The sequence below is a fragment of the Pseudomonas sp. NyZ201 genome, from assembly GCF_049860765.1.
GTDB lineage: Bacteria > Pseudomonadota > Gammaproteobacteria > Pseudomonadales > Pseudomonadaceae > Aquipseudomonas > Aquipseudomonas bharatica.
Genome location: NZ_CP187557.1, coordinates 4,778,015 through 4,790,732 on the forward strand (window position 1 = coordinate 4,778,015; position 12,718 = coordinate 4,790,732).

Here is a 12,718-nt window from a genome sequence, read left to right on the forward strand (position 1 = left end):
GGAACGCAGACCTGTGCCGAAGGGCTCAGAGCCTGCGGCGTACGTAATCAGTGGCCAGGGAGGGTCGCTTCATGGCTCAGTACTCTTAACCCGATGGGTGCCTGCCTTCCACCTGGACCAGACAGTGCCGATGAAGTCCAAGAGCGCGGACGCCAATTGAAACGACCACGCCTCCTCAATAGCCAACCAGTGTTGCTCGAAGCCGCCGTGTTCGACGGCTACGACATGGGCATCCTCATGCCTTACATTGAAGGCGCAAACAAGGTCATGTTCGCACGGAGCGGGTTCTTCATTCGCCGCAGTGATCACCCGCTCTGCCGCTACTGGCGCGTGCCCAAGGCCAAGCTCATCGACGAGCTGGACCTGGTGTACCACCAGCTGATCGAGCTGGCCGGTGGCAAGGTCACTGAGTCATGGCAGGCCTTCCGCCAGAAGATCGAGAGCGCGCTGGCCAACCCACGCCGGGACGCGTTCATCTCGGGAATGCTACTGCGAATTGCCCCGCTCGCCGACGGCGGTGTGCTGCTGTCCGGAGATTATCATCCTGGAGTAGTTGCAGTGGCCCGCCGGATGCGGGGAGTGTTCCTGGGCAAATCCAGCTCGTGGCGAGTCAACGCCACCGCCGAGATCCTGCGCAGCAACCTGGTCCTGGAGCTCGGTCTTGTGGAGGAGCAGTTCGAAGTCCTGGACGTTGTACAGAAGCTCCTGGGCGATGGATCTGTGGTTCCAGCAGCAGACATCCCACGCATCAGCCTGGGCGGTGCTCCTCAGGAACCCTCGACAGCCACCAGCGGTGAGGAGAGCTCCAACGACATCTACCTCGCTGCCGTCTCGCCGATCGAACGCACCGAGTTCTCGGATGCCACGATCGCCCAGGCCCTGGTTGGCTACTCCCTCCTCGATCACCAGCCTGCTGGCATTGCCCACCTGCTCCAGCGCACCAGCGCACTGCTGGCTGACGATATGGGCCTCGGCAAGACGCGCCAGGCCATCATCGCGGCGCATATCAGTGCAGCCGGTCGCCCGATCTTGGTGGTTACCCTGTCTTCGTTGCTGATCAACTGGCAGCGCGAAATCTTAGCGGTCTACCCCGACGCGACAGTCGCTGTGCAGAAGCACGACCCGCTGGTCCAATGGATGCTGATCAACTACGAGCGCCTCGGCGACTACGTGCTGCTTGCTGAGCATTACCACGTTCTAGTGGTCGACGAGGCGCACCAGTTGAAGGAGCCGACTGCCGAGCGTACACGTCATGGCTTCGATATCGCAGCCAAAGTGCCGAATCGCTATCTGCTGACAGGCACGCCTGTCCTCAATCGCGAGACGGAGTTGCACACCCTGCTACGTCTATCGGGGCACCCGGTCGGCCAGTTGCCCCTCAGCGATTTCTGCGAACGCTTTGCCGGCAGCCCTGAGTTCCGGCAAAACCTCCGCGCTGAACTTGGCGACTGGATGCTTCGCCGGCGTAAAGATGTCCTGCCCGGGCTCAAGGGTAAACACCGGCAGCTGCTGCCTGTGGCGATGGGTGTGGAGGAACGGAAGAAGTACGACAGCATTCGCCTCGATGACAGGCCCATCTTTGCCAGGCTGGGCGCGCTTCGCCATTATCTGGAACAGGTGAAGGTCAGAGTCGCTATGGATCTGCTGGGCGAGCTGGACCCCGAAGACAAGGTCATCCTGTTCTGCGAGTTCAAGCCTACCGTGGCGCGCCTTAAGGAACTGTGCGATGCAGACGGTATCGGCAACGTCACCCTGGTCGGTAGCGACTCGCTATCCAAACGCCAAAAGGCGATCGACAAGTTCCAGGGTGATCTCGAGTGCAGGATTTTCATCTGCACCACCCAAGCTGCCGGTACCGGGAACAACCTCACTGCCGCCAACTACGTGTTCTTCCTGGGTTTGCCTTGGACACCAGGGCAACAGGACCAAGCCGAAGACCGGGCTTATCGGAATGGTCAGCTCCGAACCGTGATCGTGAAGATCCCCCTTGTCGAGAACAGTATCGATCAGCAGCTGTGGCAGATGCTCTTAGCGAAGCGTCAGGTCAGCTTGGAACTCATTGAGCCAGAAGAGCAGCAGGACGCGCTGGCTAAGGCTATGCTCGCCGCGAGTATCAGCTCCTAGATTCGATCCTTTCCCACCGCATATCGTACTTCCCTCCGACACTTAAATCATTGGAAAGCACTGCCATCTGTGCTAGATAGCAGCGCTTACAATCAGCAGTTAGGACTGTTTTAGATCCCCTACAATGTAGATATCCCGAACAAATGGAGCATCATTTGTTGCCGTCGTATCGCCGTTCTGAGCTAGCAAAACCTGGTCGGTGCCTATAATATCCTTGACCTGCCAGCCAGTTGGAATATTTATTACCACTCGCTCACCACTTGGATTTATTTCGGGCTGACGCTCTTCAGCAAAATGAAATTTTTCAGTCGAGGTTTCAATTACCAAATCAACAATACATTTTTGCCCGCTATACTCTGCTGGCTGCCAACTGATACTTTTTATATGCCCCGTTATTTTAACCTTTTTGGCATCTCCGCCTTTGCCCCCCCAAACAAGACCGGGATCATTGTTTCTTAATCTTGTTTGAATTGAGTCCACCACCCAGCCGCTGTGGACGGTTATTTCTTCGAGACAACCATTGGAAGACTCTGAGAACGTTGCAAATGCCTTATTAAGTTCTTCATTGAGAACTTCAAACTTGGCGTCATCTACAATATAGCTGCCTCGATCTCGAGTGCCATTTTTGACGTAGACAGACTGAGAGAGGGATGCAAGCTCTTTGGTGCCAGCTTGAAGATCATTTATTAGTTGCTGCAAAATTTTATCTATATCTACCTTGAATCCTTGCTTGGCCGCAAACTCCAACTGAGCAATTGTTGTTTGATAGGCTTGAGCATATATACCCATTTGCGCTTCAAAGTAGCTCGCAATATGGCGAACAATTGAGGCCTTTCGGATTTGCTCCTTGAGTTCGTCGGCCGATATTTTATCTTCGTAATACTCTAGTAGTATAAATGTTCCAACTGAAAAAATTATTCCTGTGGCCGAGGCGGCGGCGGCTCTCCCTACAAAGCGCCAGCCTCCGTGCCTGCGCCATAGCGGCAGCCCTGCTCTAATATTTGCCATTTGGGCTTGTCCCACATATACAGCTCCACGTGCACCTACTCCTGCGGCATTGACTGCAGCAACAGCACCAGCCACGGTAATGGCACTATCAACCCAAGGAGTAAGGGCGCGCCAAGTTAAAAAGGAGCCTCCAGCATACCCCACTGCACTTAACATATATTTTATTCTATACAATGAGCCTGATGGCGTTGGAGGCATAACTGACAACGCCGGAACCCAATGAAGCGGCATTCGGGGAAACTCAAATATAGGGCCAGTTTTCTGCAGTTGTGTTTGCTTTTCTAATAGTGAGTCAAGCTTTTGAATTGACCCAACTAAATTTTCTGCATGCTCGGCAATAAGCGTGTTCGATGCACTAATATATCCATGAAGCTGACCTACCCGCACCTCGCGAACCCTATTATCCTCGAACAATCCCATAACTTCATATCCTTATGATTTTAGTATGTTTAAGCACTCAAGAAATGCCTTTACAATATGCAGCTATCGGAGGCAAGTCAAGACATGAATTTGGAATTCAATTTGCTCGCTTACCTTTGATTTGGAAATTAACTTATGACACATGAAAACACCATAGCCTCACAGAAAATCAAGACATAAACGCATCCAATCTAAACATTCATCTTCCTCGACTCTATCCAGCTCAGATTTTCATTTAGGAAACTGATTAAGATTGGTGTTCGCCCCCATTGACGATAGGCGACAATCTAATAAGCTGCTGAAAAGTACAGGACTCACGCAACCTCTCTCTAGAATGAGGTGACAAGCGCCGTCATAAATAATACAAAATAAACTGTTTAATATCAGTTTGTTATGTGACTTTATGACAGTCTTTGGCAAGCGGCAACCCGTTCACGAACGGTCAGTTTTTTACCGCTCTGGTGGCCTTTGGCAGTCTGAGGCGCGCTCTACTGCATCTTTCTACTGCCGGCAAGTCCCGTCAGGACCAGCGAGAAAATGGTCACGCTTGTGTCTTATCAGCGATCGGTGCAGTGCGGGAACGATACAGCCACCCTTCCGTTTCCTCGTCATCCAGATCGACAGAGACTTTGATCCAACCATCTCGCTCTTCCAGCACTTCGACCCGGTCACCCAAATGCAGGCGCCCGGTCTCATCGGATCCTGAGCCAGGGCCGGCGCGCAGAACCGCTTGCTCACGAATGACCACACGGTAGGACTTAAGCAGCGCTCGATGCTCCGTTGAAAGCTCCTTAATGACGTCCTGAATCTCTTGAGCCGATGTCACTCCCTCAAGTTTCTTCTCAAGGTACTCGTACGCTTGCGCGACGCTCACGAGGAAGACAAGGCTACCAGCCAGCCATTTAAGGACTCTCCAAACAGTTACGAGCTGAGCGAAAGCCTGTTTCGAAAGCTGCGTTATCTGGCCGCCGCGACTCAGTAAGTCGACAACCTCCTCTTCTGCGACCTCTGCCCGTTCATCGTCCAAGCGATCGACGGGGTCGGATTGGCTGTGGGCGAGCAACTCCTCGAGAGACTGCAACGTCCGCTCCGCGCCTTCTGCTACAAGGAGCCTGGCCAGCGAGGAGCTTTTGATGACATTGTCATATGAGGCGAAAACACCCTCCAAGGCACTACTGAACCTCCGACCCTGAGCACTGAGGAAGCCCAGCTCTGCAGGCAGCCTCCCAATAAGCGGCAGTGCCTTTACTGCAAACAACTGCGCCTGGAATCCAACAGCCGATGAGAACACCCGTGTAGCGTCCAAATGAGCTTTGAAGCCTTCCAGCGACGAGAGCGTGCGCACCGCTGCCAACTGAGCTCCCACCTTGTCGATAGACGGGAAGACATTTGCAGTAAGCAACTGAGTAACCAGACCGCGCGAAGAAACCAAGGCCTGTAGAGGTTCCAACTGAGCACGAATACCCTCCAACGAGGGAAGCGCTTGGACGCCGGCCAGGGGGAGACCAATGGCCTCCTTCCAGGCCATAGGTCGAAGCATGGCAAGTTGCTCGCGCGGGCCAAACAGCGGTGACACCGAAGCGAGGGTCTCCCTTAGCTCTCGAAGAGGATTTATGACTGGCAGCACCCGAGCGGCTACAAGCTGTGAGCTGAACCCTTTCCATGACTCGAGCTGAGCTGAATTTAACTGAGCGCGAAGGTCACCATGCAGAGAAACGGATGCCCCCTCCAAGTTGACTAGGGAATCGCTGGCCTTCTCGGCGACGCTTTCTTGGCCCTGGGCGGGCTGATCATTCCCAGCGTTGTCATCCGACGGTGTCATGGCGAACTCCAATCCTGAAAATTTCGAACTCAAGCCTGCCAGCTTTCTACCACTTCGGCGCCGTACTTGGACTTCCATTCCTTCAGCACCTTGTGATTGCCGCCTTTGGTTTCAACCACTTCGTCGTTATGGGGGTTCTTGTAGCGCTTTAACTCGCGCGGCTTTCGAGTGACCTTAGCCGCGAAAACTGAGGCTGCCGGACGAGCAGTCTGCGGGTCAAGGACGGCGATGACGTTACGCAGGCTGTAACCGTACTCGGCCAGTAAATCACGCAACTTTTTCTCAAACTCGATCTCACGCTTAAAGCCGTCATCATTTTTGAGAGATTCTAGCTCCGCGAGGTGGGCTGCTAGCTGCTGTTCCAGGGCGCGGAATTCTGCAAGGCGGGACATGGGGAGCTCCTATTCATGGGATGCCCACATCATCCGGCTTGCCTGCTCAAATCACAACATCAGCACCATCAATCGAATCGACAAGCATCGATTAGTCAGTCGACTCCGAAGCGCATGAGTTCCCTCTAATTCCGGAGTTGAATTCTGACTGCGGGGCCCGGCGGGAATCGTCGCGACTTAGTCGAGAATCTCAGGGTGGGTCTCCAAATCTTCTGGAAACGGCGCGCGGCTCGGTAGCGGTTGTAGGAGAACACGGTCTGGGCAGCAAGAAATATGAACATCACCTCAATGCCCGCACCCACGAGGAAAGCCCAAAAGGCCCCGCCTTTCAAAATGATCGCCAGTCCAGAGATACATCCGATCCCCTGACGCAGTGACCCGGAGCGTTAGCCGCGGCTGGTCCGGCGTGCCCCATAGAAACGGCGCGATCTGACGAATTTGCCAGTCATTCCAATGACCGGTAGGTGCCAGGCGGATCAAGTGGGGAATTGCACCTGACTTGACCAAGCGTTTACATCCCACTTGACCACCTATCTACATTCGACTTTGACCAGCCATTTGCATCGGATTTGACCAGCGCACGGATACGTCTTGACCGGCAGGTATCGACCCACAGCGGACCGTCGTAAGCGTACGCATCTGGTGCTTTTCAGGTGGTGGCTGCGGTTCATCTCTGCCTCTTGAAAGCCCAGCATTTCGCTGAATTTTCTGACTAGCCGTATGAATTTCGATGACCGCTTGGTGCCCGGCCAGAATCTGGAGCCACCTGTTTTTGTTGTTATGGGATTAGGGTATTGTGCGTTTCCTATGGCGCCGAGGGGCTCAGGGAGAAAAGACCAATGTCGGGTAAGGGCGTACCTACGCTGGATAGAGCTAAGGTTCTGGAAAATGCTGTAACGTCAATTCAACTAGGGATTGAGGATTACCAGCTCACGCAGGGTGATGACGGTAACCCCCTCCGAGCCGTTTCATCCGCTCGTAACCTCTTTGCAGGGGTTTTGCTGCTTTTCAAGTACAAGATTGCAATGCTCGCGGACTCTCCCGAACATGCGGCCAGCCTCATCTACAAGGCAAGGAAGTTCAAACCCTACCTTGACCAAAACGGCGTAATCGAGTGGCGTCCGGAGCTTGAGCGAAACAAGACAATCGACGTAGCAGACATTGAACTGCACTTCGAGGGTCTTGGCATCCGCACTGATTGGGCCGCCGTGAATACCTTGCAACGATGCCGGAACGATCTGGAACACCTCCACCCCAAGCATCCCCTGGAGGAGATCAATAAATTCTTGCTCGATCTGTTCCCACTCCTTCGGGACTTCATTACATACGAGCTATCAGAAAATCCGGCGGCCTTGCTAGGTGAGACCTGGGAAGTCATGCTGAGAAATCATCAGTTCTTTGCCCAGAATCTGGAGGAGGTACAGCACCAGTGGGAAGACCTGGGTGTCATGGCGCATACCCGCGAGTTGTTCAAGACTTGTTCATGCCCTGCCTGTGGTTCCCCGCTGCTTGAGCCTAACCGGGAAGACCTCCAGGCTGGAGTGCCCTTCGACTATTCGGAGTTCCGATACAACTGCCTCGCATGCAACCAGTCAGATTCGTTTATTGAGTTGATGGAAGAGGAGTTGCGAACCACCCGAGAGAACCCGTTCGACGACGAGGAAATCATCACAGACTGCGGTAGTTGCGGCGCTCCGATGTTCGATCTATCCGAAGGGCATTGCCATCTCTGTGGCTATGCTTATCAGCCACCGAAGTGCTCCGGGTGCCACACCCCCCTAGAAGGCTACGAAGCGGAGAATGGATCTCTATGTGATAGGTGCTCGGAGTACGCCCATTACGATGATGAGTACGAGCCTCACATAAGCTAGCCATTGTTACCCACTAAAGCGCTTCTGAGCTTACTCGGGCAAGGGCAGCTCTGGGTCGATAGCAGCCTTTCGCAGCGCCCCCCCCCAATGACGCGCCAATCAGCCGACGATCTGAGTAGCTTCCCACGTTGGTTCAGCGCGCCGAAAATTCAAACGCTGCGTAATATTTATTTCCTACTGCGAGTAAAACGTTCGGCTGTCACCGTACCCCCAATGACCAAAGGGGGCCTCATGATTAGGCAGTTGACCACTCTCTCGTTAGCCGCACTCGTTGCGGGTTGTGCGATTCAGAAGGCTGAGCAGCCGCCGAAGCCGGCATTCGATAGCAGCCGTAATCCCGAATGGCTGTCTCCTGACATCTACCCAAACGGAGCAAGTCCGGAGAAGGAGCCGGTCGTTCGGTATGGCCGCTACACCTTGGTGAGCACCCAACCCGACGCAAGCCAGCGCGACCTGATGGCACAGATCATCGACGTGACCATCCCATCCAGCATGAACCCGAGTGTTCGGGACGCCATGCTCTACGTGGTCGACCGGTCAGGCTATGCCCTCTGCCCGCCCAGCTCCCAGCACGTCGACATTCTGTACACCCGTCCTCTGCCGGCGGCTCAGTACAAGCTCGGCCCGATGACGCTGCGGAACACCCTGCAGGTCCTCGCGGGCCCGGCCTGGCAGGTGAAGGTCGATGAAGTGAATCGCCAGGTGTGCTTCGTGCTTCGCCCTGGATACCAGTTGCCAACCCCATCGGCGCCGACGGGCCAGCTCTACGCCGATCAAGCGCGGGCACCTTCCACCAGTTCCGCCACGCCGGCAACGGCGTCAGGCGTTGTAGTCGCCGCTGTACCTGCTCCTACCCCAATCATCCCTACTCCCCCCGCTGTCGCAGTTCCAGCGCCAGTTGGCCCCGCGCTCCACCCAGTGGCAACTGCCAAGGATGGCTCTATCCCGGCTGCGATGGTAACCACCGCGGCTAAACCTTCGACACCTGCGCCCCCAGCACCGAATGCGCCCAACCAACTTGCAGCATCCAAGCCAGCGGCTGCCGTGACCACTACAGCAGTGGTGGCCCCGGCCATCGAGGTCAAGCCCGTCACACCACCCCGGCCGCTGTCCCAAGTATGGACGGCCGAAGTTGGATCAACCCTGCGCGATACCGTTGAGGAATGGGCCAAAAAAGCCCGGTGGCGGGTGATCTGGGCCCAGGAAGACCTCAACTATCCGATCGAGGCACCGCTGCACTTCGAAGGCCCGTTCCAGGAAGCCATTAAGCAGCTGTTCCCGCTCTACGACAATGCACCGCGCTCCTTCGTAGTTGACGGAAGCGAAGGCTCCCAGAGCGTGTTGTACGTCGCAGAGAGGAAAAAGAAATGATCAAGTCACCTCGGGCGCACTGGGCACTTGCCCCTGTTGCAGTGGCGCTCTTAAGCAGTTGCGCAGTCCAACGAGTCAATGAGTCCTTTGACCGTGCTGAACAGCAAGGGCATACCACGGGGCAATACGCAAAATTCCTGCAGAACCAGCAACCGGAGCAAAACCGGGAGACCGTCGTCTTCAGCCATAAACCCTGGGTTTCCACTCAGCCCCTGGAGATGAAACGCGGCCTACCTTTCGCCTTAGACCGCGACATTGCCTATCGACCGGCTTTCGCAGTCAGCATCACAGAACTGGCCCAGTACATCACGAAGCAAACCGGACTCCCGGTTGTGGTCGCCCCGGATGCCGTCAATCCGTCGATCTTGTCCACAACTACCTCAACTGGCTCAGTCACTAACGCCCCTGCTCCATTGCCAGTCAACAACCCAGACAGCTTGGCCGGATTAATGCCTGCCGGCGTGACAGGAAGTGTCCCTTCCGGATCTCGAGGCGTTGACTCCTTGCTCACCGGTGCAGGGCTCATTAATGACATCAAATACTCCGGTCCAGTCTCCGGGCTTTTGAATCAAGCTACGTCCCGACTCGGTCTTTCCTGGCACTACGACCCTCAGATCAAAGGAGTGAGAATCACCTATTTCGACACCAAGGTGTTTGACGTTTGGGCTTTTGGCGACGACCAGGTGATCGAAAGCACGGTCAGATCCGGATTGGTGACTTCGACAGGTGGTGGCTCGAGTGGCGGGACCTCCTCCGGCTCTGGGGCTACAGGTGAATCTGGAAGCAATCAAAGCACCACCGTGCTGATCAAAACATCGTTGCTCAGCGACATCGAGAACAACGTCAAGGCGATGCTAAGCACTCAGCCCCAAGGCAGGCTGTTCATGGCCCGTTCAACGGGCACCCTGACGGTAAGCGATCGCCCAGAGGTTTTGCAGCGAATCACGACCTATCTGCAGAGCACCAACCGCAGCATCACGCGGCAAGTGCTTTTCAACGTCAAGATCTTTGAGGTCAACCTGGTCGACCGCGACCAGACGGCCGTGGACTGGGCAGCAGTCTACAAATCGGTTTCAGGAAAATGGGGGTTTTCACTGACGAACCAGGTAACCGGCATCGCGTCAGACGCCGTGTCTGGATCAGTTAGCATCCTTGATACCTCCAGTTCACCATGGGCTGGATCCAGCGCAGTTATGCAAGCGCTTTCAGAACAAGGGCGAATTTCGGGTATACGGTCCCCATCAATCACAACGCTTAACCTTCAACCCGCACCTGTACAGATTGGCAACGTACAGAGCTATATCGCCTCTAGCACAACCAGCACCACTGCATCTGTTGGCTCGAGCACCTCGTTGACGCCGGCGACTATCACCAGTGGTTTCAACATGACCTTGATCCCCAAGGTCCTGGACAAAGAAAACATGCTGCTCTGGGTCAACCTGGCCATGAGCAGCAAGCCAGAATTCCAAACCTTTACCAGCAACGACTCCAGCGTTCAGACAGCAAACTACGACACCAAAAACACCGCCCCCAAGGTTCTCCTTCGGAGTGGGCAAACGCTGGTCCTCACGGGATTCGAAGAGACCAGTGAGAACGCAACAAAGCGCGGCGTTGGTAGCGCCAGTTTTTTTGGACTGGGTGGTGGAAGCACCCGCAGCAGCCAGCAAACTGCCTTGGTCGTGCTGATCACACCAGTCGTCATGTCGGACAACCTCAGCGGCAGTATCCCCAATCGCCTTGCTCCGGTCATATCTGTCGCCTCCTTAGTCACCCGCCCTCAATCACAGCGGAGCTGTAAAGCACATGCCCGCGGCTGTGCCGGAATTTGAGGAGAGCCGATGAACACAGAAGCAACAGCCTCTCGGACCTCCCGCGTACAAATCCTCCAGCACAAAGGTAGAACTTTTGTAACCGGCCTTCGCTGGCATCCGCTCGGTAGCATCACTGGCCACATGAAAGAGGCGCGCCAGTTCGGCAAGGAACACCAACTGGATATCGTCACGATCAGACGCACGCCTCGAATCATCCAAGCAGGATTTGTGTCCCGATCGGATGGGGTGACAAAGGGTATGTACTCCCTTGCCTCCACGCTAGCCGGTCAGCTCGGGGAATCCTGGATCGCAGCATGGAAGGTCTCCCAGGATGAAGACAGCTATGCCGTCGTAGCCGTCCATAAGGGAGGAATCATCCCTGGCTGCGACCTGATCAGCACAGCCACTGAAGTGCGCAAACGGGTAGCCCAGCAGCGAAGCCGCGGAATTGAGTTCGAGCAGTGGTATCTACCGCCCGAGTTCGAAATGGGGGGGCAGCCACTCGATATCGAGGAGTTCCTCGCACCCTCCAAACTCAAAAGAGAATATCGCCTACGCCCGTTGGTATTCGGCCTATCTCGTGCCGAGCTGGTTCAAATGGTAATCGTGGCTCTGATGGTCGCCGGTGGGGTAATTGGGTACACCCAATGGAAAACCTACGTAGACGCAGAGGAGCTAAGAAAACGTCTCGCAGCAGAACAAGCGCGGTTGGATGCTTTGGCACGAATGGAGGCGGAAAGCGGCAGCGTGCAACCTGCCCAGGCACTTGAGCATCCATGGGCAAATCAGCCATCGGTCCTGAGTTTCTTAGAAGGCTGCAGCTCAGTCATCTATCACTTACCGCTGAGCATTAAGGGGTGGAGCTTCACTGATGCTCAGTGTGACAGCGAGCATGTCGTCGCTACCTACAAGCGATCAGGGAACAGCACCTCAGTCGAATTGATGAATGCCATCGGCGAAAAGTTTTCAGCCCGGCCGGCATTCTTTGAGCAAGGCAATGCAACAGCCTTGAGGTATGACATTTCGCTGCCAGTTGCTGGAGACGAGCCGCTGCAGGACTCCCCCGAGGTTTTATCCAGACTGAGCTCCTGGCTGCATGGGTTTTCACAAGATCCAACCGTTACCGAAGTTCCAGTCGTGGTTCCACAGGAACCTGCACTCCCTGGCCAGCCAGCCCCTCCACCTCCCCCGCCTCCTCAGTGGAAACACTTCGAGATCAGGTACACGACCGGCGTTACTCCATACGACTCGATTGGTTCGGTTCCGATCAGTGTTCTGAGACTTCGAGAAATCAAAGCTGAACTACAAACCAGCCACCTCATGTGGACTGTGACAGGTGACCTGTATGCCAAATAACCCCCTGGTACTGGCGTTGCTATGCCTGCTGGCTGCTGAAGCGGTGGCTTCACCAGTAGATCTATCAGGAATCGACGTTGGCGAACTCGGCAGGATTCAAAGTCGGACCATTCTTCTCAAAGCACAAGCGGAGATGGCGAAAGCTGAACGTGACGCGAACGACGCAGGCGCCACGGTACAAGCAGTTCATGGTGCTTCCCCTGCTCGCATTGAATCGCAGACTTCTGACGGGGGAAAGCAGCAACCCCAGAGTATCGACCTTCCGGTAGTCAAAGCGATCACTGGATCATCAACCAAGCTGCAAGCAGCTCTGCTCTTCAGTAGCGGGGTTGAAGTTGAGGCTGGAATTGGTCGTGAGCTTCCTGACGGTTTTCGAGTGCAGCAAATTACGCTCGAGGGTGTGACTCTGGAACGGAAAGGCCAGCGCTTTCCATTGGGCTTCTCGAATCAGATGCCAGTCCCTGTGAGCCCCAAATCGCCTGCGATGAGCCAGCCAGCAGCCCCATTGCCCGGCGTAACGCAGAATTATCCCTGAGAGCAGGC

9 protein-coding genes are annotated in these 12,718 nt (G+C 55.2%); 6 read left to right on the plus strand and 3 right to left on the minus strand.

Annotated elements, in window-relative coordinates; genetic code table 11:
- The first annotated feature begins 156 nt into the window (after nucleotides 1-156).
- A complete protein-coding gene (locus ACPFMA_RS21325; protein ID WP_425928630.1) occupies nucleotides 157-2,124 on the plus strand; it encodes a DEAD/DEAH box helicase in 1,968 nt (655 codons plus the stop codon).
- Nucleotides 2,125-2,223: 99 nt separating this feature from the next.
- Here the strand turns inward: ACPFMA_RS21325 and ACPFMA_RS21330 are convergent, their stop codons facing one another.
- From ACPFMA_RS21330 to ACPFMA_RS21340, 3 genes are all read right to left on the minus strand, one after another.
- A complete protein-coding gene (locus ACPFMA_RS21330) occupies nucleotides 2,224-3,552 on the minus strand; it encodes a jacalin-like lectin (protein ID WP_425928631.1) in 1,329 nt (442 codons plus the stop codon).
- A 541-nt stretch (nucleotides 3,553-4,093) separates the two neighbouring features.
- The gene (locus tag ACPFMA_RS21335; RefSeq protein ID WP_425928632.1) at nucleotides 4,094-5,374 is read right to left on the minus strand and encodes an SH3 domain-containing protein; all 1,281 of its coding nucleotides are present in this window, start codon (nucleotides 5,372-5,374) and stop codon (nucleotides 4,094-4,096) included.
- 29 nt (nucleotides 5,375-5,403) lie between these two features.
- Nucleotides 5,404-5,766: a histone-like nucleoid-structuring protein, MvaT/MvaU family gene (locus tag ACPFMA_RS21340; protein ID WP_425928633.1), complete on the minus strand. Its 363-nt coding sequence runs from the start codon at nucleotides 5,764-5,766 to the stop codon at nucleotides 5,404-5,406.
- Between the two features lie 839 nt (nucleotides 5,767-6,605).
- Here ACPFMA_RS21340 and ACPFMA_RS21345 point away from each other — a divergent pair.
- From ACPFMA_RS21345 to pilP, 5 genes are all read left to right on the plus strand, one after another.
- A complete protein-coding gene (locus ACPFMA_RS21345) occupies nucleotides 6,606-7,637 on the plus strand; it encodes a hypothetical protein (RefSeq protein WP_425928634.1) in 1,032 nt (343 codons plus the stop codon).
- A 231-nt stretch (nucleotides 7,638-7,868) separates the two neighbouring features.
- Nucleotides 7,869-9,008, plus strand: a complete 1,140-nt coding sequence (locus tag ACPFMA_RS21350; RefSeq protein WP_425928635.1) for a TcpQ domain-containing protein — start codon at nucleotides 7,869-7,871, stop codon at nucleotides 9,006-9,008.
- Nucleotides 9,005-10,837, plus strand: coding sequence for a PilN family type IVB pilus formation outer membrane protein (locus ACPFMA_RS21355; protein ID WP_425928636.1), 1,833 nt, complete (start codon nucleotides 9,005-9,007; stop codon nucleotides 10,835-10,837). Before ACPFMA_RS21350 ends, ACPFMA_RS21355 begins: the two co-directional genes overlap by 4 nt.
- Nucleotides 10,838-10,846: 9 nt before the next feature.
- Nucleotides 10,847-12,175, plus strand: coding sequence for a type 4b pilus protein PilO2 (pilO2, locus tag ACPFMA_RS21360; protein WP_425928637.1), 1,329 nt, complete (start codon nucleotides 10,847-10,849; stop codon nucleotides 12,173-12,175).
- Nucleotides 12,165-12,710: a type IV pilus biogenesis protein PilP gene (gene pilP, locus ACPFMA_RS21365; protein ID WP_425928638.1), complete on the plus strand. Its 546-nt coding sequence runs from the start codon at nucleotides 12,165-12,167 to the stop codon at nucleotides 12,708-12,710. Before pilO2 ends, pilP begins: the two co-directional genes overlap by 11 nt.
- Nucleotides 12,711-12,718 lie beyond the last annotated feature (8 nt).